This is a genomic window from Streptomyces sp. NPDC020917, assembly GCF_044333795.1.
Lineage (GTDB): Bacteria > Actinomycetota > Actinomycetes > Streptomycetales > Streptomycetaceae > Actinacidiphila.
On record NZ_JBIRRR010000033.1, the window covers coordinates 19781 to 42255 of the forward strand.

Annotated in this window: 22 protein-coding genes; 8 read left to right on the forward strand and 14 right to left on the reverse strand. The window is 73.1% G+C overall.

The window, feature by feature from the left end; translation table 11 throughout:
• The first annotated feature begins 112 nt into the window (after nt 1-112).
• The 5 genes from ACH4TG_RS39390 to ACH4TG_RS39410 all read left to right on the forward strand — a co-directional run bounded on the left by ACH4TG_RS39390 (nt 113) and on the right by ACH4TG_RS39410 (nt 5127).
• Entirely contained in the window at nt 113-1150 is a 1038-nt protein-coding gene (locus ACH4TG_RS39390; RefSeq protein ID WP_398247867.1) for a LacI family DNA-binding transcriptional regulator, read from the forward strand.
• Between the two features lie 149 nt (nt 1151-1299).
• The gene (locus ACH4TG_RS39395) at nt 1300-2553 is read left to right on the forward strand and encodes an extracellular solute-binding protein (protein ID WP_398247869.1); all 1254 of its coding nucleotides are present in this window, start codon (nt 1300-1302) and stop codon (nt 2551-2553) included.
• The gene (locus tag ACH4TG_RS39400; RefSeq protein WP_398247871.1) at nt 2543-3673 is read left to right on the forward strand and encodes a carbohydrate ABC transporter permease; all 1131 of its coding nucleotides are present in this window, start codon (nt 2543-2545) and stop codon (nt 3671-3673) included. The genes ACH4TG_RS39395 and ACH4TG_RS39400 overlap by 11 nt, the downstream gene beginning before the upstream one ends.
• Complete coding sequence (locus ACH4TG_RS39405; protein WP_398247873.1) at nt 3666-4583, forward strand: carbohydrate ABC transporter permease; 918 nt, start codon at nt 3666-3668, stop codon at nt 4581-4583. The genes ACH4TG_RS39400 and ACH4TG_RS39405 overlap by 8 nt, the downstream gene beginning before the upstream one ends.
• A 43-nt stretch (nt 4584-4626) precedes the next feature.
• Nucleotides 4627-5127, forward strand: a complete 501-nt coding sequence (locus ACH4TG_RS39410) for a DUF6328 family protein (protein ID WP_398247875.1) — start codon at nt 4627-4629, stop codon at nt 5125-5127.
• Between the two features lie 24 nt (nt 5128-5151).
• On the opposite strand, the gene ACH4TG_RS39415 is transcribed toward ACH4TG_RS39410, so the two are convergent.
• From ACH4TG_RS39415 to ACH4TG_RS39455, 9 genes are all read right to left on the reverse strand, one after another.
• On the reverse strand, nt 5152-5781 hold the full coding sequence (locus ACH4TG_RS39415) for a DUF3887 domain-containing protein (protein WP_398247876.1): 630 nt from the start codon (nt 5779-5781) through the stop codon (nt 5152-5154).
• 89 nt (nt 5782-5870) lie between these two features.
• On the reverse strand, nt 5871-6770 hold the full coding sequence (locus ACH4TG_RS39420) for an arginase family protein (RefSeq protein ID WP_398247878.1): 900 nt from the start codon (nt 6768-6770) through the stop codon (nt 5871-5873).
• A gap of 371 nt (nt 6771-7141) precedes the next feature.
• Nucleotides 7142-8227 (reverse strand): sporulation protein, encoded by a 1086-nt coding sequence (locus tag ACH4TG_RS39425; RefSeq protein WP_398247880.1) that lies wholly within the window; start codon nt 8225-8227, stop codon nt 7142-7144.
• 46 nt (nt 8228-8273) lie between these two features.
• Nucleotides 8274-9245, reverse strand: a complete 972-nt coding sequence (locus tag ACH4TG_RS39430; RefSeq protein ID WP_398247882.1) for a sporulation protein — start codon at nt 9243-9245, stop codon at nt 8274-8276.
• A gap of 826 nt (nt 9246-10071) precedes the next feature.
• Nucleotides 10072-10881 (reverse strand): ABC transporter ATP-binding protein, encoded by an 810-nt coding sequence (locus ACH4TG_RS39435; RefSeq protein WP_398247883.1) that lies wholly within the window; start codon nt 10879-10881, stop codon nt 10072-10074.
• Nucleotides 10878-11984 carry a FecCD family ABC transporter permease gene (locus tag ACH4TG_RS39440; RefSeq protein WP_398247885.1) on the reverse strand — a complete coding sequence of 369 codons (1107 nt, stop codon included), beginning with the start codon at nt 11982-11984 and terminating at the stop codon, nt 10878-10880. The genes ACH4TG_RS39435 and ACH4TG_RS39440 overlap by 4 nt, the downstream gene beginning before the upstream one ends.
• Entirely contained in the window at nt 11981-12985 is a 1005-nt protein-coding gene (locus ACH4TG_RS39445) for a FecCD family ABC transporter permease (RefSeq protein ID WP_398247886.1), read from the reverse strand. Before ACH4TG_RS39445 ends, ACH4TG_RS39440 begins: the two co-directional genes overlap by 4 nt.
• A gap of 49 nt (nt 12986-13034) precedes the next feature.
• On the reverse strand, nt 13035-14078 hold the full coding sequence (locus ACH4TG_RS39450; protein ID WP_398247888.1) for an iron-siderophore ABC transporter substrate-binding protein: 1044 nt from the start codon (nt 14076-14078) through the stop codon (nt 13035-13037).
• Nucleotides 14079-14252: 174 nt separating this feature from the next.
• Nucleotides 14253-15257 carry a hypothetical protein gene (locus tag ACH4TG_RS39455; protein WP_398247890.1) on the reverse strand — a complete coding sequence of 335 codons (1005 nt, stop codon included), beginning with the start codon at nt 15255-15257 and terminating at the stop codon, nt 14253-14255.
• A gap of 179 nt (nt 15258-15436) precedes the next feature.
• On the opposite strand from ACH4TG_RS39455, the gene ACH4TG_RS39460 reads away from it, so the two are divergent.
• Nucleotides 15437-16141, forward strand: coding sequence for a DUF6215 domain-containing protein (locus ACH4TG_RS39460; RefSeq protein WP_398247892.1), 705 nt, complete (start codon nt 15437-15439; stop codon nt 16139-16141).
• Nucleotides 16142-16174: 33 nt separating this feature from the next.
• On the opposite strand, the gene ACH4TG_RS39465 is transcribed toward ACH4TG_RS39460, so the two are convergent.
• The 3 genes from ACH4TG_RS39465 to ACH4TG_RS39475 form a co-directional block, all read right to left on the reverse strand.
• On the reverse strand, nt 16175-17227 hold the full coding sequence (locus ACH4TG_RS39465; protein WP_398247894.1) for a PP2C family protein-serine/threonine phosphatase: 1053 nt from the start codon (nt 17225-17227) through the stop codon (nt 16175-16177).
• 107 nt (nt 17228-17334) lie between these two features.
• Nucleotides 17335-19161 (reverse strand): glycoside hydrolase family 15 protein, encoded by a 1827-nt coding sequence (locus ACH4TG_RS39470; protein ID WP_398247896.1) that lies wholly within the window; start codon nt 19159-19161, stop codon nt 17335-17337.
• 142 nt (nt 19162-19303) lie between these two features.
• Nucleotides 19304-19867 carry a MarR family winged helix-turn-helix transcriptional regulator gene (locus tag ACH4TG_RS39475; protein WP_398247898.1) on the reverse strand — a complete coding sequence of 188 codons (564 nt, stop codon included), beginning with the start codon at nt 19865-19867 and terminating at the stop codon, nt 19304-19306.
• Nucleotides 19868-19945: 78 nt separating this feature from the next.
• On the opposite strand from ACH4TG_RS39475, the gene ACH4TG_RS39480 reads away from it, so the two are divergent.
• Nucleotides 19946-20662, forward strand: a complete 717-nt coding sequence (locus ACH4TG_RS39480; protein WP_398247900.1) for an SDR family NAD(P)-dependent oxidoreductase — start codon at nt 19946-19948, stop codon at nt 20660-20662.
• A 93-nt stretch (nt 20663-20755) separates the two neighbouring features.
• Here ACH4TG_RS39480 and ACH4TG_RS39485 read toward each other — a convergent pair whose 3' ends face one another.
• Nucleotides 20756-21118, reverse strand: a complete 363-nt coding sequence (locus tag ACH4TG_RS39485; protein WP_398247901.1) for a DoxX family protein — start codon at nt 21116-21118, stop codon at nt 20756-20758.
• Between the two features lie 80 nt (nt 21119-21198).
• Between ACH4TG_RS39485 and ACH4TG_RS39490 the strand changes: the two genes are divergently transcribed.
• Complete coding sequence (locus ACH4TG_RS39490) at nt 21199-22080, forward strand: LysR family transcriptional regulator (RefSeq protein WP_398247903.1); 882 nt, start codon at nt 21199-21201, stop codon at nt 22078-22080.
• A 22-nt stretch (nt 22081-22102) separates the two neighbouring features.
• Here the strand turns inward: ACH4TG_RS39490 and ACH4TG_RS39495 are convergent, their stop codons facing one another.
• On the reverse strand, nt 22103-22450 hold the full coding sequence (locus tag ACH4TG_RS39495) for a VOC family protein (protein WP_398247905.1): 348 nt from the start codon (nt 22448-22450) through the stop codon (nt 22103-22105).
• Nucleotides 22451-22475: the final 25 nt, after the last annotated feature.

Here is a 22475-nt window from a genome sequence, read left to right on the forward strand (position 1 = left end):
AAGAAATCATGCCCGCTGGCAAGACCGGCGACAGCAGTTTTTGGAACGCTCCAAGGAGGAGTGACCGGCCTGACGATGGACGGAAACCCGAAAGAGCCCCAGAATCCAGGACGTGCCTGTGCCCGCAAGCCCTTCCGTGCCGCCCAAGGCGGGACCCACGGTGACGCTGGAGATGGTCGCCACCCGCGCCGGAGTGGCCCGGCAGACCGTCTCCAACGCGATCAACTCCCCCGAACTGCTGCGCCCGCAGACCCTGGAGCGGGTGCGGCGGGCGATCGAGGAGCTGAACTACCGGCCGCACCGCGCCGCCCAGGCGCTGCGCACCCGGGCCAGCAGGCTGATCGGCTACGGGATCCGGCCGAGCACCGGCCGGGTGACGAGCCCGGTGCTCGACGAGTTCCTGCACGCCATCTCCGACGCGGCCGACCAGGCGGGCTACCGCGTGGTGCTGTTCTCGGCGCCGCCCGACGAGGAGCTGGACCGCTACCAGCAACTCCTGGACGAGCAGGGCGCGGACGCGTTCGTGCTGAGCGGCACCGACCGGGGCGACCGGCGGCAGGCGTGGCTGCACAAGAAGGACGTGCCGTTCGTCGCGTTCGGCCGGACCTGGACGGGACGGGACGTCGGCGACTGGGTGGACATCGACGGTGCGGCCGGCACCGCGGCCGCCGTGCGCCACCTGGCCTCCCTCGGCCACCGCGACATCGCCTTCCTGGGCTGGCCCAAGGGCTCCGGCGCCGGTGACGACCGCGCCAAGGGCTGGCACGACGCGATGCGCGAGCTCGGCCTGCCGATCAGGAACCGGCGGGCGGAGAGCCCGGGCGATCTCGCCCCGGCCACCGAGGCCGCCGACCGGCTGCTGGAGGCCGGTGCGACGGCGGTGATCGCGGCGAGCGACGCGCTGGCGGTGGGCTGCTACCAGGCGCTGCACCGGCGCGGCCGGACACCCGGTTCGGACGTGGCGGTGGTCGGCTTCGACGACTCACCGGTGGCCACCATGCTCTGGCCGACGCTGTCCAGCCTCGCCCAGCCGATCGAGGCCGTCGGCCGGGAGTGCATGCGCCTGCTGCTCGACCGGCTGAACGACGTCCGGCGGCCGGCCGAGCACGTCCTGCTCGCGCCGCACCTCATCGTGCGCGACAGCATCTGAGCGCCTGACGACGCGCTTCCCTCCCCCTTCCCTGCCTCGCTTCCTCCCCCCCTTCCCTGTCTCGCTCCTCCCCACATTCGTTGTCCTCTTCTCCCCACTCCCCCCGCACAGTCACCTGCCCGCGCCCCGCACACGTCAGGAGATCCCGCATGCCCACTTCCCGTACGCTCGGTGCAGCGACGGCGGCCTGCGCCGCCGTCCTGCTCGCCGTGACCGGCTGCTCGTCGAACAGCGGGTTCGACTCGTCGGCGCCCAAGCAGTCGTCGAGCGGCCCGCAGAGCCTGTCCGTCATGATCGCCACCTCGGGCGACGCGGAGACCGCCGCGGTCAAGGAGGCCACGGCCGCCTGGGCCAAGCAGACCGGGAACAAGGTCACGGTGCAGCTGGCCAGCGACATCAACCAGCAGCTCGGCCAGGCGTTCGCGGGCAACAAGCCGCCGGACGTCTTCTACGTCAACTCCGACCAGTTCGCCAACTACGCCAAGGGCGGCTCGCTTTACGCCTACGGCGACCAGATCTCCGACGCCTCGGCCTTCTCCAGCACGCTGCGCGACTCCTTCTCCTACAACGGCAAGCTCGTCTGCCTGCCGAAGGACAGCTCGACACTGGGCCTCGCGATCAACAAGACCCTGTGGAAGCAGGCCGGGCTGACCGCCGCCGACTACCCCACGACCTGGGACCAGTTGGCGAAGGACGCGGCCAAGCTGACCAAGGGCGGGGTGACCGGGCTCGTCACCACGCCCGACTACCAGCGGCTCGGCGCCCTGATGAAGGAGGCCGGCGGCTGGATCACCAACGGCGACCAGACAACGATGACCGCCGACAGCGCCGCCAACAAGCAGGCCCTTGACTTCGTCAAGTCGATGATGGCCAAGGGGTCGTTGAAGTACGCCTCGGACGTCGACGCGGGCTGGGGCGGTGAGGCGCTCGGCAAGAAGAAGGCGGCCATGACCATCGAGGGCAACTGGCTGTCCGGCGCGATGAAGGCCGACTTCCCGAGCGTCGACTACACCGTGGTGCCGCTGCCCGCGGGGCCGGCCGGCAAGGGCACGCTGGTGTTCAGCAACTGCTGGGGCGTGGCGGCCAAGAGCGGCCACCAGAAGGCCGCCGTGGACCTGGTCCGCTACCTGACGTCGGCCAAGCAGCAGCTCGCCTTCGGCGACGCGTTCGGTGTGATGCCGTCCCGGACCGACGCGCTGGCTTCGTACGCGCAGAAGTACCCGGACGCCAAGGCGTGGGTGGAGGGCATCGACTACGCCCAACGGCCGGTCACCATCGCCGGGTTCAACCAGGTGCTGACCCAGTTCAACACCGATCTGCAGTCGTTGCGCAGCACGTCGCCGGCGCAGATCCTCGGCGCCCTGCAGCGCAACGGCGGCCAGGTGCTGGCCAATGCCCGATAGCGCACTGCTGGGCACGCCGGCGGCAGCCGGATCGCACCGGCCGGCGGCGGCCACCCGCCGCCGGCCGGTGCGGGACCGGATACGCCAGGGCGCGTGGGGCTGGCTGTTCGTGACGCCGATGGTCCTGGTGCTGGGCCTGTTCATGGCGCTGCCCATCCTCATGGCGCTGTGGGTGAGCCTGCTGCACTGGGACGGGCAGTCCAACCCGTTCACCGGGAACGTCGACTTCGTGGGCCTGCGCAACTACCGCGACCTGATCGGCACCGACGGGCTGACCCGCACGCTGTTCGCCACCTCGCTGCGCAACACCGCGTACTACGTGCTGCTGACCGTGCCGCTGCAGACCGTGCTGGCGCTGGGACTGGCGATCGCGGTGAACCAGCGGCTGCTGCGCGGCCGCGGTGCGGCCCGGACCGTCTTCTACTTCCCGTCGGTGACCAGCTCCATCGCGGTGTCCACGGTGTTCCTGTTCCTGTTCCAGGGCAGCGGCTCGGTCAACCGGATGCTGTCCTGGGTGGGCGTCAAGGGACCGAACTGGTTCGCCGATCCGCGCGGCGTCGTGTGGCTGGTGCTGGGCAACCTCGGGATCACCGACCAGGACCATCCGGGCGGGCCGCTCGCCCGGCACGGCGCGCTCGGACTGTCGTGGGCCGACTGGTTCTCCGGACCGTCCGTCGCGATGTGCACGCTGATCCTGCTGTCGGTGTGGACCACGTCCGGCACCTTCATGCTGATCTTCCTCGCCGCGCTGCAGGGCATCCCCCGCACCCTGGAGGAGGCCGCCGCACTGGACGGGGTGAACCGGCGCCAGCTGCTGCGGCACGTCACGCTGCCCGCGCTGCGGCCGGTGCTGTTCCTGGTGCTCACGCTCGGCCTGATCGCCACCTGGCAGGTCTTCGACCAGGTGTACGTGATGGGCAAGGGCGCGCCGGGCAACACCACGCTCACCCCGGCGTACCTGTCGTACTCGTCCGGCTTCGACAACGCCGACTTCGGTCACGGCGCGGCGATCGCGTTCCTGCTGCTGGCGATCATCCTGCCACTGGCCGGGCTGCAGCGGTGGGTGCTGCGGGAGCGCGGCACCAGGCACACACGAAAGGGGGTGCGGGCCCGTGGCTGACGAACTGCCCGGCGCCGGGAGGCCCGTCGAACGGGGCACGGGCGAGCGGCCGGTCCTGCGGCGCTTCCCCCGGCCGGCGCGGCTCGCGGGGTATCTGGCCCTGTGCGCCTTCGCGCTGCTCTACCTGCTGCCGTTCCTGATCCAGCTGGCGACCAGCTTCAAGACGGAACCGGACGCGGCCGCCCACCCCATGTCGCTGCTCACGTCCCATCCGACCGCGACCGCCTACCGGCGGCTGTTCGGGATGTCCGGCAGCGCCGAGAGCGTGCCGTTCCTGCGCTGGCTCGGCAACTCCGCCCTCGTCACCGTGGTCGTCACGGCCGGCAGGGTGCTGTTCGACTCCATGGCCGGCTACGCGCTGGCGCGGCTGCCGTTCGCCGGCCGCCGGACGCTCTTCGTGTTCCTGCTGTCCGCGATGTCGGTCCCGCCGGTCGTGCTGCTGATCCCGAAGTTCCTGGTGCTGAAGAGCTTCGGGATGTTCGACAGCTACGGCGGCATGATCGTGCCGCTGCTGGTCGACGCGGGCGGCGTCTTCATCATGAAGCAGTTCTTCGAGTCCGTCCCCCGCGAGATCGAGGAGGCCGCGCGCATCGACGGGGCCGGGGTGCTGCGGACCTTCTGGTCGGTGGTGCTGCCGATGTCCCGCGCCCCGCTGATCTCGCTGACGGTGCTGTGCTTCCAGGGCTCGTGGAACGAGTTCACGCACTTCCTGGTGTCCACCCAGTCCAGCCGCTTCGACACGCTGACCACCGGGCTGGCGCACTTCGTGTCGGGCGGGCTCGGCGGCGGGACGCAGTACCCGCTGAAGCTGGCGGCCGCGCTGCTGTCCACCGTGCCGGTGGCGGTGCTGTTCTTCTGCTTCCAGCGCTACTTCGTCCGCGGCTCCAACGCGGGCTCGGTGAAGGAGTGACCCGTATGCGTGCTTTGCGCCCCGGCGGGGAAGGGAGCGCACTATGGAACATCCGGAAGTCGACCTCGGCCGCGACGAGACGACGGAGGAGCGCGCGGACCGCCGGTGGGGCGACCTGCTGCAGGAACTGAGGGTCGCCCAGACCGGCGTGCAGATCCTGTTCGGCTTCCTGCTCACCGTCGTCTTCCAGCAGCGGTTCGGCCAACTCACGGCCGGCGAGCGGCATCTGTACGTGGCGAGCGTGGTGCTGGGCGCGGCCACCACCGGCGCGCTGGTCGGACCGGTGGCCGTGCACCGGCTGCTGACCGGTCACCGCCTGAAGCCCGAGACGGTCGCCTTCGCCTCCCGGCTGATGGCACTCGGCCTGTTCCTGCTGCTGTGCACCATGGTCTGCTCGCTGCTGCTGGTGGTGCGGGTGGCGGCGACCGACACCACGAGCCTGTGGGTCGTCGGGGTGATGGTGGTGTGGTTCGCGATGTGCTGGCTCGGCTTCCCGCTGTGGGCGCGGCACCGCAACAGCGCGCCTGAGGCCGATGACAGGTGAGGCCGGGCTACGCGGGCCGGCGGCTCAGGGAGTCTCGTTGGGCAGGATGAAGACCCCCGCGACCTTCTCATCCGTGTCGAAGGTGACCCGCGCCTTCATGTCGCCGGCCTCGTACCGCAACGGGACGTCGACCACCGTGTGGTCGCCGATGCGCCGGACGAAGGGCTCCTGCTCGCCGTAGCCCTCGAACGCGCCGACCAGGCCGGCGATCGAGGCCAGCGCGTCGCCGCGCACCTTGTCGGTGAACGCCGCGCGCACCTCGTCGTTGAACGACGGGCGCGCGTCGTCCATCCGGTCCTCCAGAACGGCCGTGACGACGGCGACGGCCCGTTCCGCCGCGTCCGCCATGTGCACTGTCTTGTCCATGGGTTCTCCCGTGCGGGGGTCGATGGGTTTGCCGAACCGCTGGAACGCGGCCTGGCGGGTGACCCCGAGCAGGTCCCCGATCTCCTGCCAGGTGTGCCCCGCGTCCCGGGCCTGCTGGACGCACAGCCTGAGCACCTGCTCCGCCACGCCGTCCATGTCCCTGGCCTGGCCGACCAGGTCGAGGTAGGCGGGCGGCGCGAGCGGGCTGCCCAGGGCCCGGGAGAGGGTGGAGGCCCGGTCGGCAAGCGATGCGGTGAGGTCCGTCAGCGACGGCGAGGGCTCGGTCACACGTCAAGCATGCCTTTACACCCGACGGGCGTCAAGGATTCCTTGACGCCACTTCGCCGGGGCGGGCCGGGCGGGGGCCGGCGGTGGCGTCAGCCCTGGTGAAAGGCGGTGACGACCAGGTCGGCGAGCAGCGCCGCGTAGGTGCCCTCCGGGTCGAGGTCGGGGTCGTAGATCGTGATGTTGAGGCCGACGCAGCGCTCGGAGCCGACCAGCGCGCGCAGCAGCGGCGCGAGTTCGCCGGGCAGCAGGCCGCCGTCGTCGGGGCTGTCCACGGCGGGCATCACGGAGGGGTCCAGCACGTCCGCGTCCAGGTGCACCCAGAAGCCGTCGAGCCCGGGTGCGGCCAGCGTGCGCAGGGCCGCTTCGGCCGCCTTCTCGGCGCCGCGCTCGCGGATCTCCCCCACCGTGGTGCTGGCTATGCCGGACGCGGTCAGCTCGGCCCGCTCCTCGTCGTAGTCCCGGATGCCGAAGACCTGGACGTCGCTCTCCCGCAGGTAGGGGCGCAGGCCCTCCAGGTCGGTCAGGTCGGCCTGGCCTCGGCCGGTGGCCAGGGCGAGTTCCTCGCCTCCCGCGGCGCCGACGTACGCGGAGTTGCCCGGGTGCCGGAAGTCGGCCGACCCGTCGATCACGGCGAGCCCGTACCGTCCGCGGCGGCGCAGCGCGAGCGAGGCGCCGAGCTGGATGGAGCAGTCGCCGCCGAGGACGACGGGGAACTCCCGGTCCCGGACGTGGCCCTCGATGCGGTCGGCGAGCTTGCGGGTGTAGGCGGCGATGGCGGCGGCGTTGAAGACCCCGTCGCCCGGCTTCCACTCCCCGCGGTCGTAGCGGGGCGGCACGACGACACCGCCCTCCGCGGCGCCGAGCCGCGCCAGGAGCCGCTGCTCGCGCAGCGCCCCGGCGAGTTTGTAGCAGCCCGGTACCGCACCTTCGGCGGGCGGGCGCAGGCCGAGGTTCGAGGGGGCGTCGAGCAGGACGAGGCGTTCGCGCATCGGCCCATTATGACCAGCCGCCGCAAGCGGGCCGCCGGGCGGCCCCCGTGACCGGGGCAGCCGCCCGCCTGCTGGGACCGATCGTCCAGCAATCGGGACGCCGGCGGGCGCGGACCGGCGTGCCGTGCGACGTTGGATCTGGCCGGAGCCGGTACGACCCCGCGCTCCCGCCCCGTCGGGCCGCCGCCCCGTGCGGCGCCCGCCCCGCCACCGAGAGGAGTCCCAGGATGCGGGCACTGGAGACCATCGGTTTCAGCCTGGGCGTGATCGCCTTCACCGTCGGCCTGCTGCTCTTCCTGATCGGCGGCCCCAACTACCGCCGCAACTGAGCCGCGCGGGCTCCGGCACCTCCGCGCCTTCACCGCCGCCGGTCACGACGTCCGGCGGCCCCCGCCGGCGGCGTCCGGGTGCAGGTTTGCCGTGAACGCGCGCACGGCCGGCTCACGGCGCCAGGGTCCGAGCGACGCGGTGAACGCGCCGAGGTAGCCGTGTGCGCGGTGCGACGCGACGTCCTGGAGCATGTCCGCCGACCGGCGGCCGAGCGCCAGCGCCCGGTCGAGGTCTCCCGCCTGGAGGTGGGCGGTCGCGACCACCGACAGGCGCATGCCGACCGATCGCGTGAAGTCGCCCGGCGCCATGGCGTCCGCTTCGGCGTGCCAGCGGAAGCAGCCGCGCGGGTTGCCGAGGTCCCGGTGGATCTCGGCGGCGTCGGCGGCCAGCCGTGGGCGGGTGAAGAAGTCGAGCCACTCCGGGTCGTCCTGGCTGCCGCGGGCCTCGGCACTCTCGAGCAGCACCTCGGCGCCGGCCAGGCAGGCGCCCGCCGCACGCGGGGCGCGGTCCCGGGCATGGGCGCGCGCCTGGACGAGGTGGGCGAAGCCCCGCAGCCGCGGCGAGTGCGCACCGGTCCTGGCCGCCGCGGCCGCGAGGTCGACCGCTTCACCGGGCCGGCCGGTGAGAGTGGCCTGCAGGCTCATGCAGGCCAGGACGTAGGCGGTGAGCTGGGTGTCCCCGCCGGCCCCGGCCAGGTGCAGGGCCTGCCGGAAGTACCCGCGCGCGAGGTCGTGCCGGCCGGTGTCGAACGCCGCCCACCCGGCCAGGCGTGCCAGTTCGGCGGTGGCGCTGTACAACTCCCGTTCCACGGCCGGGGTGCAGGACCCGCCGAGCAGCGGTGCCGCGGTGGAGACGAGGAGACGCGCGGCGGACCGGGCCGGGGCGCTGCCGCCGCCGGAGCGGGAGTCGGCCCGGCGGGCGTCGCGGGCGGCCCGGCGCAGTTCCGCCACCTCCCTGCGCCCGACGCGCGCGCCCAGGCGGGCGGTGCCTGCCGGGAAGTCAGGGCCCCCGGGGGAGGTGCCCGGTTCGTGGGCGCGGGCGGCGGGCGGCCGTGCGGCGGCGGCCGCGCCGGACGCCGTGGCCGCCGTGGCCGCCGTGCAACCCGACAGGAAATTGCGACGTTTCATCGTTCCTCCGATCGTCGGCCCGATGGGCGTTCCGGCCGATTCCGCGCTAGGCGGCCCGGAATTCCGCCGCGGCGGCCCGCACTTCGCCCATGTACTGCACGACGGAGTTCTCTCGGCGCCACGGTTCGAGCGATTGCGTGTAGATCCGGATGTAGTCGATTCCGCGCACGGTCTGGAGCCGCGTGAAGATCCGCAGCGACTTCCTGCCCAATTGGAGGCTGTGTTCGAGGTCGCCCTGCTGGGCGTACGCGCTCGCCAGGACGGAGAGCCGGATCGCGTGGGAGCGCGCGAAGGCGTCGGTGGGCATTCCTCCCATGGCGTGCCAGGCGAGGGTGGCCCGGGGGTTTCCGAGGTCCCGGAAGATCTCGGCGGCATCGGTGATGATCCTCTGCCGGGTGAAGAAATCGATCCAGGTGATTCCGGATCCGGCGTCCTCACCGCGCTGCTGGAGTTCCTCGGAGCGGGAAAGGCAGGCGGAGGCCGACCGGGCGTCGCCGTCGCGGGCGTGCGCCCGGGCCTCGATGAGCTTGGCGAATCCCCGCACCCGCGGGTCGGCCGACGGGACGCGCTCGTAGGCGCCCTGGGCCATGTCGATGGCCTGGGAGGTGAAGCCCCGCATCAGCGACTGCATCGCCATCGTGGTCAGCACGTAGGAGCCGAGGCTGGTGTCGCCGGCGGCCTTCGCCAGGCGCAGGGCCTGGATGTAGTGCCGCTGCGCGGCGTGGTGGCGGCCGGCGTCGAAGGCGGTCCATCCCGCGAGCCGGGCCATCTCGGCGGTCACGGAGAAGAGTTGCTGCCCCACGTCCGCCGCGTACCGCCCGCGCAGCAAGGGCGTCACCCGCTCGTACAGGAACGCCGTCAGGGAGCGCGACTTCAGACCGGAGCCGCCGAAGCGGGAGTCCCAGACGCGCGCGGAGTCGGCCGCCTCCCGTAACTCCGCGATGTGCGCGGCACCGACGGAAACGCGCCCGGCTCCCGTCGTCAGCGCCTCGGTGGGGCTCACCAGCCACCTGGTCACCGGTTCGGTGAAGGCCGAGACCGCGAACGGAGCGGACGTCAGAAAATCACGGCGGTTCAACGTACTCCAATACGACTGCGCTTCCGTGAGCGCTTCCCGCTGGTCCCGGGGAAATGCGAGCCCCACATCGGGGTTCGTCCGCCCGTACCAGTCCATGCCGATTTCCGCGAGGTCAACCGGCCGCCCCAGCCCTTCCGCGACGACCGTGCACAGGAGTTGGGGAACCGGCGGCCTGGGGCGCATACCGCGGCGGCACCAATTCGCCACGGAAGTATGGGTGTACTCACCGGGCAGTCCCTGTTCCTTGCACAGTGAGTTGAGCCGGAAGGCGATCCGCTTGTGGCTGATACCGGCTTCCGTGATGATCTGCTGGAGGCGCTCGTTCTCGCGGCGTTCCGCCCCACCCACTGCCACGCCCACCACGCTCCCCTCACCCGAGCATGCGTCCAGCATAGCGACGGGGGCCCGTGGTGAGCGGCCCCCGCAATTCGTGAGCCCCCCTTGTGAGCCCTGTGGAAACGGGACCGTGATGGTGTCATCGGAGAACAGGACCGGCCTTGACGGCAATGGTCCCGACGGCGCCGAAGGCGCGGCGGAGTTCAGCGGAGGAAGGTGTCATCAGTGAGTTCACCGGATCGGGGAATCGGCAGGTACTACGGACGAGTTCGTTCCGCTCTGTCCGGGCGGCAACCGCGGCGGCGGCGCTCGGAGCGGCTGCTCCTCGTGATGACCGCCCTGGTGCAGCCGCTGTTCCAGGTTCAGCTCCCGGCCTACGCGGCGGCTCCGGTCGTGGTGGCCGCCGCCGTGGCGACGCTGTGGCGGTGAGTCAGTCCGCGGACGTGGGCTGCCAGGGGATGCCGGGCACGACCAGGGGGCTGCCGGTGACGGGGTCGGCGACGACGACCGAGGTGAGGCCGAAGACCTCGCGGACCAGGTCGGCGGTGACCACGTCGGCCGGGCGGCCCTGGGCGACGATCCGGCCGGCCCTCATGGCGATCAGGTGATCGGCGTACCGGGCGGCCTGGTTGAGGTCGTGGAGGACGGCCACGACCGTGCGGCCCCGGCCGTGGTTGAGGCGCCGGACCAGGTCGAGCACCTCGACCTGGTGGGCGATGTCGAGGTAGGTGGTCGGCTCGTCCAGCAGCAAGAGGTCGGTGTCCTGGGCCAGGGCCATGGCGATCCACACCCGCTGGCGCTGGCCGCCGGACAGCTCGTCCACCGGGCGGTCGGCGAGGTCGGCGGTGTTGGTGTGCTCCAACGCCTCCGCGACGGCCCGTTCGTCGGCCTCGGACCACTGCTGCCACCACTTCTGGTGCGGCTGGCGGCCGCGGGCGACCAGGTCCGCGACGGTGATGCCGTCCGGCGGCGTGGGGCTCTGCGGCAGCACGCCGATGGTGCGGGCGATCTGCCGGCCGGGGATGCCGGAGAGTTCGGCGCCGTCCAGCAGCACGGTGCCGCTCCGCGGCTTGAGCAGCCGGCCCAGCGCGCGCAGCAGCGTGGACTTGCCGCAGGCGTTGGGGCCGACGATCACGGTGACCTGGCCGTCGGGGATCTCCAGGTCGAGGCCGTCGACGACCGTCCGGTCCTCGTAGGCGAGGGTGAGCGCCTGCGCGGTGAGTCGGCTGGGGGTGCTCATGCGGTGCTGCCTCCGGAACGGCTGCGGGTGCGGGCGATCAGCCACATCAGATAGGGGGCGCCCACCGCTGCGGTGAGCACGCCGACGGGGAGTTCGACGGGCGAGAACAGGCGGCGGGCCAGCAGGTCCGCGACCACGACGACCAGGGCGCCGGTCAGCGCCGAGGACAGCAGCGGGATCTGCGCGGTACGGGTCAGGCGGCGGGCGATCTGGGGGGCCAGCAGCGCCACGAAGTCGACCGGTCCGGTCGCGCCGGTGGCGACGGAGCACAGGACGACGCCGAGCAGGGTGAGGCCGAGCCGCACCCGGTCCAGCCGGATGCCGAGGGCGGTCGCGGTGTCGTCGTCGAAGGACGCGCCGCGCTGCGCCCGGGCCGCCCACAGGGCGGCGGGCACCGCCACCAGCATGACCAGGGCCAGCGGCGCGGCCTGGTCGTAACCGCGGCTGTTGAGCGATCCGGTCAGCCAGACCTTGGCCTGCTGGGCCACGAGGTAGTCGCCCTTGGTGAGGAAGAGCTGGGTCAGCGAGCCGAGGGCGATCGACACGCCGATGCCGATCAGCACGAAGCGGGACGCCTGCAGCCCTCCCCGCCAGGCGAAGGCGTACACCAGCAGGGCCGCGCCGAGCCCGCCGGCCACCGACACGTACGGCAGCGTGGTGTGCGCGACCAGCCCGAAGCTCATGGCGGCGACGGTGGCGGCGCCGGCGCCGTGGGTGACGCCGATGACGTCGGGGCTGGCCAGCGGGTTGCGGGCGACGGTCTGGACGAGCGCCCCTGCGATGCCGAACGCGGCTCCGGCGAGCAGGCCGACAACCAGCCGGGGCAGCCGCAGCGTGCCGACGACGAACTCGTCGGGGCTGGGCCGCCCGAACAGGACGTTGAGCACCTGCACGGGCGAGGTGAAGGTCTCCCCCACGCACAGGGAGAGCACGACGGCGGCGGCCAGCAGCACGGCGAGCAGCGCCGCGACGGCCACGGCCCTGCGGTGGACCAGGAAGCTGGCCCGGCCGGCGCGCACGACGGCGTAGCCGGCCGGGCGCACCCCGGCGCGGGCGCTGAGCGCGGTGGCGGTGGAAGTGCCGCCGGTGGAGGCGCGGTTCACGAGGCGACCACCGTCCTGCGCCGCACGAGCGCGATCAGGAACGGCACGCCGAGCAGCGCCGTCATCACCGCCACCGGCACCTCGGAGGGCGGGAAGACGATCCGGCCGATCACGTCGGACAGCAGGATCATCACCGGTCCCAGCAGCGCGGCGACCGGCAGCACCCAGCGGTGTGCGGCGCCGACCAGCGCGCGGGCGATGTGCGGAACCGCGAGGCCGGTGAAGGCGATCGGGCCGACCGCGGCCACGGCCGCCCCGGTGAGCACGGTCGCGCCCACGGCCCCGAGCACCCGCAGCCGGGCCACGTCGTGGCCGAGTCCGCGCGCGGCGTCGTCGCCGAGGGCCAGCGCGTCCAGGCCCTTGGCGAGCAGCCCGGCGAGCAGCAGCCCGGCGAGGACGAACGGCCAGATCCGGGCGATGACGTCGGTGCCGCGGCCGCTGATCGACCCGACCTGCCAGAACCGGAACTCGTCCAGGGCGTGGGCGTTGGTGGTGGCGATGCCGGAGACCACGGAGGCGAGGAAGGCGTTCATCGCGGCGCCGGCCAGCGCCAGTTTGACCGGGGAGGCGCCCCGGTGGCCGCCGGCGGCGACCAGTTGGACGGCGACGGCGGCCAGCGCGGCGCCGGCGAAGGCGAACCAGACGTAGCCGGTGAGGGTGTGCACGCCGAAGAAGGCGATGGCGCACACCACTCCGGCCGAGGCCCCCTGGCTGACGCCGAGGATGCCCGGTTCGGCGATCGGGTTGCGGGTGATGCCCTGCATGACGGTGCCGGCGACCGCGAGGGCGGCGCCGGCGAGCACGCCGATGATGGTCCGCGGCACGCGCAGCGACCGCACCACCTCTGCGTCGTTGCTGGTCCCGCCGTGCAGCAGGGCCTGGATCACCACGCTCGGGGCGATCTGCCGGCTGCCCACCGCCAGGCTGAGCAGGACGGCGAGCGCGAGCAGCACCGCGCATCCGATCAGCCAGGCGATGCGGCTACGGGTGGGTCGCGCCATCCGCCGCGTTCACTCTCCTTCGTTCCCCTGCTTCCACGGCGCCGGGCCGTCAGGCCGTCAGGTACGTCGTCAGGTCGTCGAGGACCGAGTCGGCGGCGGTGACGCCGAGCCCGAGGTACCAGGTCTCGTCGGGGACGTCGTGCGCGTGGCCGTCCTTGACCGCCTTGAGGTTCTTCCACAGCGGGTTGCCCTGGGCCTTGGACTTGTCGGTGGCCTTGGGGTCGCCGTAGACGCCGGTGAAGATGTAGTCGGCGTCGGCCTGGTCGATGTTCTCGGCGCTGACCTCGGCGGCCAGGTCGCTGATGTCCTGGTTCTTGGGCCGCGGGATGCCGACGTCCTTGAGGATGGTGCCGATGAACGAGTCGTTGGCGTAGAGGCGGATCTTGCCCTCGGGCATGTAGCGGACCATCGACACGGTCGGCTTGTGGGCGCCGAGCTTGTCGCCCAGGGCCTTGGCCCGCGCCTGGTAGGCGGAGAGGTTCGCCTTGGCCTGCGCGGTCTTGTCCAGCGCGGCGGCGTTCAGCAGGTAGTTCTCCTTCCACGTGAAGCCGGGGCGGATGGAGAAGACCGTCGGCGCGATCTTGGACAGCTCGTCGTAGGAGCCGGCGGCGCGCAGCTGGCTGCCCAGGATCAGGTCGGGCTTGAGGTTGTTGATGGCCTCCAGGTTGAGGCTGTTGATGGTGCCGACGTTCGCCGGATCGCCGGCCTCGCCCTTCAGGTAGGACGGCAGCTTCGGGGAGCCCTCGGTGACGGCGAGGCCGACCGGCTTGACGCCGAGCGACACCACGTTGTCCAACTCGCCGACGTCCAGGACGACGACCCGCTTGGGCTGGGACTTGATGACGGTGTCGCCCATGGCCGTCCTGACGGTGCGCGGCCACTGCCCCGGCTCGGCGTCCGTGCTGAGGGCGGCGGTCTTGGCGGCGGCGTCGCCGAAGTCCTTGCCGCCCTGCGCGACCGACTTGGAGTCCTTGGCCCCGGAACTGCCCGAGCCCCCCTTCCCGCTGTCGTCGGACGCACCGCAGGCCGCGAGGCTCAGCGCGGCGGCGATGGTGACAGCGACGGCGGCTGAGGCGCGGCGCCGAAGGGACATGGCGGGACTCCCTGAGGTCGGGTTGATCATTGACGCGTTAGGTGAGCCTTACCTTATGCGATGTCTGTGCGGCTCGAACAGGGGGGTCGTTGGTGACGGCACGCATGTCGCATCCGGCGGCCGCTCGCCCGCCCGGCGGCCCGGAGCGGGGTCCGGGCCCGGCGGCTGCCGTGGTCAACCGGCCTTGCGCCAGGCGAGGGTGGCGGGGCGGACCGCGCCGGCGCCGAACCTGGCGTTGACCTCGTCCATGACCGGCTCGGCGCGCAGCCGGTTCTCCCGCACCCGCTCCAGACTGATCTGCCCGCCCGCGGTGCCCGCCGGGCGCAGGCCCTCCGCGGTGACGGTGATCCCGCGGACGCGGGCCCGCTGCAGGTGCAGGGCGTCGACCATCCGGTACAGGGCGCCGCGCAGGTCGTCGGTGTGGTGGGAGGGCTCCGGCAGTTGCCTGGTGCGGCTGACGGTGGACCCGCCCGAGAAGGCGACCTCGAGGGTCAGCCCGGCCGCGATCTGGCGGCGCCCACGCAGCCGGTCCCCGAGGACGACGGCGGTCTCCAGCAGCGCGGCGCGGATCGCCCCCGGGTCGAGGGTGTCGGCGTCGAACAGGCGGCGCTCGCCGGTGGCGCCGGGCAGGCCGGTGGGCGTCACCGGGCGCGGGTCGATGCCGCGGGCCCGGTCCCGCAGCAGGCGCCCGGCGCGTCCGCCGAGGATCCGCTGGACCGTGGACTCGGGGACGGCGGCCAGCGCGCCGACGGTACGCAGCCCGAACGAGGTGAGTCGGCGTTCCTGGACCGGCCCGATGCCGTGCACCATCGCGACCGGCAGCGGATCGAGGAAACCGCGCACCTGCTCCGGGGTGACGACGGTGACCGGCAGCGGGCCCTTGGAGGCGGTCGCGGCGACCGTCCAGTTGGGCCCCGCCCCGATCCGCACGTCCACGTCCAGGTGCGCCAGGGCGCGGACCCGGATCCGCTGCGCCAGGTCGTACGGCGAGGCGTCCCAGTAGCGCAGGGCCCCGGCCACGTCGACCAGCGCCGCGGACGGCGGGAGGACCTGGAGCACCGGCGAGATGCCGCGGATCAGCCCCAGCAGCGTTCGGTACTCCCGCTCCCCCGTCCCGGGCCGGCACCGCACGTGCAGCACGTGCGCGCCCGCCGCTCCGGCCTGTTCCACCGCTGCCACCGACCACCTCCCGCGTCCCCGCCACCGTACTCGAACAGAATTCGAACACGCCAGATCCGAGGCGGCGCGCCCGCCCGCCGGGGCACGACGCGCCACCGGCGCGAATCCCCTTGTCGGCCGGGTGATCACCGGCTAGGGTCGCCGGGCGCATATCGGGGGATCACCACAGGTGGGGGGAAATGACAGACGAAATCGGCGCGCCCGCGAAGGCCGTGAGCGCGTGGAAGCAGGTGGCGACGGCCCTGATCCTGGTGCCGGCACTCGGCATCGGCCTCTGGAAGGTGCAGGCATCGTCGTCCTCGGACGGCACCCCGGCGCCCGCCACGTGCCCGGAACCGGACCAGGAGCCGGGGAACGCGCACGGGCAGGTCTCCGGGACGCAGCTGTGCACCGCACTGAACCGCCCCGACCTCCCCGATCTGCTCGGCACGCCCGCGGAGGCGGCGAAGGCCGCGAGTTCCCACGGCGGCTCCCTCGAACTCGCCTCCGGCACGCGGTTCGCGACCCCCTCGGCGCGGGTGGAACTGGACACCTACACGGCGACCCTCTCGGCCAGCTACGACCGCCTCCCGGTGACGGAGACCGCGGCGCTGCTGGGGGACGGGGCACGTCCGAGGACCGTGCTGGGCCGCCCCGCGGTGCTGTACGCGGACCACACCATCAGCATCCGGTTCCGGCTCGACGGGGGCGACAGCGACAACGGCCCCGGCGTCCCGGAGCGCACGCTGGTCGTGGCCCGCGACAGCGAGGACAGCGGCGGCTCCTTCGAACTGGCCCTGTGGCGGGCGGACGGCGAGGTGCCCGACGACGGTGTACTGCTCCACCTCGCCGAGACGGTGCTGCCGACGATCCCGGGGTGGGAGGGCGGAACCGCCACGGCGTGACCGGCCGGATGAGTGACCGGCGGCGGTGCCGGCTCAGGCCGTCCTGACGATGGCGATGGCGGCGATGTCGTCGTTGAGGTTGTTGCCGCTGTGCTTGAGCAGGGCGCGGTGCAGGCCCGCCAGGACCTGGCGGGGCGGCGCGGCCAGATGGTCCCGGGCCCAGGTGGCGAGCGGGAAGAACGCCCCGGTCGCGTCGCGGGTCTCGGTGACGCCGTCGGTATAGAGCAGCAGTTGCTCGCCGGGCCGGAACGCGAACCGCCGCGGGGTGCTGGTGGCGGTGAGCAGCCCGCCGAGGTTCAGCGGCGGCGCGGGGTCGTCGGTGGCGAGGAGTTCGACGCCGTCCCGCCGCCCGACCAGCGGCGGCGGATGGCCGCACGTCAGGAACGCGGCGTGGCTGCCGTCGCGGGGGATCTCCACGAGTGCGGCGGTGGCGAAGAGTTCGGCCGGGTCGCCCTGCGCCAGCGAGGCGGCGTCGTCCCGCAGCAGCGTGGTCTCCAGCCGGGTGGCCAGCTGCGCGAGGTCCGCCGCCTCGTAGGCCGCCTCCCGGAACGAGCCGAGCACGGCCGCCGCCACGGCGAGCGCGGGCAGCCCCTTGCCGCGGACGTCGCCGATGATGACGCGGATGCCGTGCCGGGTGTCGGCCAGCGCGTAGAAGTCCCCGCCGACGCGGGCGTGCGGCGTCGCGGCCAGATAGAGGCTGCCGGTCTCCAGCGGGCCGACCCGCCCCGGAATGGGCCGCAGCAGCACCTTCTGCGTGGTGTCGGCGACGGCTCGGATGCCGGTGAGGGCCGTCTCGCGCTGCAGCCGCAGATGGCTGGCGTACGCGGCGGTCACGGTGACGGCGCCGATGGCGGCGGCGGTGAACAGGATGGAGTGGTCCGAGGACATGGCGGCGTAGACCGCGACGCCCACCAGGCAGATGACGCCCAGGACCAGGGTCGGCACCACCGTCCACAGGGCCGCCGCGAGCGCGGGCGCCGTCGGCAGCAGCCGGGTGAACGGGATGTTGTGCGGGGTCAGCGACGAGAGGACCGCCAGGAGCACGGTCAGCAGCAACGGTGCGACCAGCACCGGATCCTGACGCACCCTGTCCTGCCACCGCACGTCTCTGTCACCAAGAACCCTCATGGGGGAAATATAGGGACAATCCGGCGGTAATGGGGGACGCCGCGACGGCGGCCGGAGGGGAGCGGTCAGCGGACCCGGCCCTGCTCCGCGTCGAGCGCCTTGTCCAGGGTGGTCGCGGCCATGATGAGCGCGAGGTGGGTGAACGCCTGGGGGAAGTTGCCGAGTTGCTCGCCGCTGGGGCCGATCTCCTCGGCGAACAGCCCGACATGGTTGGCGTAGGTGAGCATCTTCTCGAAGGTGTACCGGGCCTGGACCAGCCGTCCCGCACGCGCCAGCGCGTCGACGTACAGGAACGTGCACAGGCTGAAGGTGCCCTCCGTGCCGCGCAGGCCATCGGGTGAGGCCGACGGGTCGTAGCGGTAGACCAGGCTGTCGGAGACGAGCCGGCGGTCCATGGCGTCGAGGGTGGACAGCCACAGCGGGTCCCGGGCGGTGACGAAGCCGACCATGGGCATCAGCAGCAGCGAGGCGTCCAGCACGTCGCCGTCGTAGTGCTGGACGAACGCGCGCTCCTTCTCGCTCCAGCCCCGGTCCACGACCTGCTCGTAGATGGCGTCCCGGGCGGCACGCCACTTCTCCACGTCGGCGGGCCTGCGGAACGTCTCGGCCAGGCTCAGGCCGTGGTCGAAGGCCGTCCAGGACATCACCCTGCTGTAGGTGAAGTCCTGCCGCCCGCCGCGGGTCTCCCAGATGCCCTCGTCCGGCCGGTCCCAGTGGTCCGCGAGCCAGTCCAGAGTCCTGGCGAAGGCCCTCCAGCCCTGATAGGTGGCCTGCTGCCCGATCGCCCGGCCCTGGGACAGCGCGTAGACGGCCTCCCCGTAGATGTCCAGCTGGAGCTGGTCGGCCGCGCCGTTGCCGATGCGCACGGGCGCCGAGCCGCGGTAGCCCTCGAAGTGGTCGAGGACCTCCTCCGGCAGGTCGGGGCTGCCGTCGATCCGGTACATGGTCTGCAGCGGCTCGTCCTCCTTGCCCGCGCGCTCGCGCAGCCGCGCCACCAGCCAGTGCACGAACGCGGTGGCCTCCTCCTCGAACCCGAGGGCGAGCATGGCCCCCACCGACAGCGACCCGTCGCGCACCCACGTGAACCGGTAGTCCCAGTTGCGCTCACCGCCCACCTGCTCGGGCAGGCCGGTGGTCGCCGCGGCGACCAGCGCGCCGGTCGGCGCGTACGTCAGCAGCTTGAGGGTGATCACCGAGCGGTGCACCAACTCGGGCCAGCGGCCGCGGTACCGGGACTGGCGCAGCCAGCGCTGCCAGAAGTCGATGACCCCGGCCAGTTCCTCGGCCACCGAGTCCAGGGTGGGGGCGGGCGGCGGATCCCCGCCGGGCGTGCACACCGTGAACACGGCTCCGCCGGACTCGCCGGCCTCCAGCCGCACGGTCCCGCGCACGTCGTCGCCGTCGCGCTCCAGCGGGAAGGTGGCCTGCAGGTGGGCGTCGATGCCAGGGGCGTGGAAGAGCGCGCCGTCCTCTCCGACCTCGACCTCGTGCGCGGCGCGGGCGTAGTCGAAGCGGGGGCGGCACTCCAAGGTGAACTCGACGCTGCCCCGCACCGCGCGCACCAACCGGAAGAGCGTGTGCCGGTCGCTGACGGTGCCGGACGGGTCGGGCGGCATGAAGTCGACCACCTCACCCACGCCCTCCGGCGACATGAACCGGGTCACCAGCACCGCGGTGTCGGGCAGGTAGAGCTGCCTGCACACCTGGTCCGCGCGGTCCGGGCCGAGCCGGAAGTACCCGCCGCGGTCGTGGTCGAGCAGCGCGGCGAAGACGCTCGGCGAGTCGAAGCGGGGGGCCGCGAACCAGTCCACGACCCCCTGCGAGGAGACCAGCGCGGCGCTCTGCAGATCGCCGACCAGGCCGTGGTCGGCGATCGGGGGGTAGCGGTCCATGGCTCCTCCGCGCGTTCGACGGTCGCCCCCGCTCCCCCACTATCGGATCGGCCTGCGGGCCCTGCCACACGGGCCCAGGGTTCCGGCCGGGCGTGCCGCGGCGGCCTGCCCGGCCGGTTGCACCGCGCCGCCCCGGCGCCGGTCAGGGTTCGATGCGCGCCCGGACGTCCGTGATGAGCGTGTCCAGCAGGGCGATGAGAGTGGCCCGTTCGGTGGGCGGCAGGCCGGCGACGAGGGCGGCCTCGCGGCCGAGGACCGCGTCGACGGACCGCTCGATGAGGGCGTGGCCGGCCGGGGTGAGCCGGACCAGGACGGTGCGGCGGCCGGTCGTCCCCGGCCCGCGCGCAACCAGCCCCTCGCGCTCGGCGCGGGCCACGCGCTGGGAGATCGCGCCGGCCGTCACCAGCGTGCGGTCGGCGAGTGCCCGGGTGCTGAGCGTGTAGGGCGGGCCGGCGCGGCGGAGGACGGACAGCAGGTCGAGGGTGGCCGCGTCGATGCCGGCCTCGCGCAGGACCCGGTTGCGGTCGTCGGCGAAGAGCTTGGCCAGGCGCCAGATGGGCGTGACGATCTCGATGGACGCGGTCGGGGTGCCCGGGCGCTCCCGCTGCCATGCGGCGGCGATCTCGGCGGCCGGAGTGCCGCCCGGCGTCCCGCCGGGGGCATCGCCGCTGGGCGGTGCGGCCTCTCCCGCGCCCTCCTCGGTCATGCGCTGCCCTCCTCGCCGGCTGTTATGTTTAGATCTAAACGTACACCGGCTCTGCAGGCCGCAGTGAACGGAGGAGCCTTGTCCCGCACCGTGCTCGTCACCGGAGGCACCAGCGGCATCGGCCGCGCGGTGGCCGAACGGTTCGCCGCCGACGGCGCCGACGTCGTCGTCACCGGCCGCCACCAGGACACCGTCGAGCGGACCGCCAAGGAGCTGGGGGTGCGGGGCGTCGTGTGCGACGCCTCCGACCCGGCGCAGGCCGGCGCCCTCGCCGAGCAGCTGGAGTCGCTCCAGGTCCTGGTCAACGCGGCCGGCGGGCTGGCGAGCGCCGGACCCGGCGGCGGATCGGCGCTGGACCGGGTGCTCGCCCAGTGGCAGGCAGCCCTCGCGCAGAACCTGCTCACGGCGGTGCTCACCACGTCCGCCGTCCAGGACCGCTTCACCGGGGACGGCTGCGTGATCAGCGTCGGCTCGATCGGCGCCGAGCGCCGCGGCGGGTCGTACGGCGCGGCGAAGGCCGCGCTGGCGGCCTGGAACGCCGCGCTGTCCGCCGACCTCGCCCCGCGCGGCGTGACCTGCAACGTCATCTCCGCGGGATACATCGCCGGCACGAACTTCTTCCAGGGCGGCATGACCGACGAGCGCCATCGCACGCTGGTGGACGAGACCCACGACAAGCGTCCGGGCACGGTGGACGACATCGCGGCGACGGCGTACTTCCTCGCCTCCCCCGGCGCCCGCCACATCACCGGCCAGACGCTCCACGTCAACGGCGGCGCCTTCACCACGCGCTAGACGCGTGCTGAGGGTCCGGGCCCGGTCGTCACGCCGGGAGCCGAGCTCCGGTCTGCCACGACGTACGACAACTCCCGCCGCGCGGGCGGGCGTTCACGGCCAGGTCGTCGCCAGCCAGGCGCTGGCGACGGCGGCGGTGAAGACGGCGGCGTTGAGGGCGATCGCGCGTTCACCGCGGGAGAGGTGCAGCGCGGTGGCGCCGATCTGCAGCACCGCGAAGCCGACGGCCGCGGCCAGGGCGAGGCCCGGCGCGACGCCGTTGAGCGGCGGGAGGACGAGCCCGGCGGCGCCGAGCAGTTCGACGGCGCCGATGGCCCGCACCGCCGGCATCGGCGTGCTGTCCACCCAGCCCATCATCGGCAGCAGCTGCTCGCGGCTGCGCACCGCCTTGAGCCCGCCCGCGTAGAGGGAGAACAGGGCGAGCAGTCCGGCGACGATCCAGTAGGCGACGCTCATACCGCCGATTCCACCGGCCCGGCGTCGCGGTGTCCAAGACCCTTTGGGCAGCGCCGATACCCGGCGGGTATCGTGGCCGCATGGAGTTGCGGACGCTGCGCTACTTCGTGGCCGTCGCCGAGGAGCTCCACTTCGGCCGGGCCGCGGCGCGGCTGCACATGAGCCAGCCGCCGCTGAGCCGGGCGATCAGGAACCTGGAGGCCGAGGCCGGCGCCGCGCTGTTCGACCGCTCGCCCGCCGGGGTGCAGCTCACCGCGGTCGGCGCGGTGCTGCTCGCCGAGGCGCGCAGCCTCCTCGACCAGGCGGACCGGCTGCGGGTCAAGGTGGCGGCCGCGGCGGGCACCGCGACCCTCACCGTGGGGCTTCTGGGCGACAGCGCCGACCCGGACGTGGCCCGGCTCGCCGCCGCCTACCGCCGGCGGCACCCGCACGTCGAGGTCCGCATCCGCGAGACCGATCTGACCGATCCCACCTGCGGGTTGCACGCCGGGCTCGTCGATGTCGCCCTGACCCGCGGGCCGTTCGACGAGACCGGCCTGACCGTGCGGGAGTTGCGGGCCGATCCGGTGGGCGCGCTGCTGCGGGCCGACGATCCGCTGGCCGGCCGCACCTGCCTGCGGCTCGCCGACCTCGCCGACCGCCGCTGGTTCCGTTTCCCGCCCGGCACCGACCCGCACTGGCAGGCGTACTGGAACGGCGGTGAGCCGCGCGAGGGCCCGGTGGTGCGGGCCGTCCAGGAGTGCCGGCAGGCGGTGCTGTGGAACGGCACCGTCGGGATGACGCTCCTGGACCACCGCCCGCCGCGCGGGCTCACCGTGGTGCCGCTCGCCGACATGCCGCCGAGCCGGGTGGTGGCCGCGTGGAACGAGGGCGACACCAATCCGCTGATCCGCTCGTTCGCCGAGGCCGCGGCCGCGGCCTACCGGGGCAGCGGGGACGGACAGCGGAGCAGCGGCAACTGACGGGCGGCCGGGTGATCCCGCGTCACCGGTGGCTCAGGACGTTGACCACCCGGCCGCTGGGGTCGCGGACGAAGAACCGGCGCACGCCCCACTCCTCGTCGTGCAGCGCGTACACGATCTCCGCGCCGCTCTCCCGCACGGCCGCGTACACCGCGTCGACGTCGTCCACCTCCACGCTCATGTCGGGCGTGACGGGCGCGGTCCTGTCCGCGGTCATCAGGCTGACCTGGGCACCCGGGACGGCGGTGGAGGCGAGCGTCATGATCCAGCCGTGGTTCATGACCTCCTCGAAGCCGAGCCGGCCGTAGAACTGCCGGCTCTCCTCCCAGGTGTCTGTCGGGATGTTCGGAACGACACGGCGCACGGTCAACGCGGGCTCCCTGGGCCGGGATCGG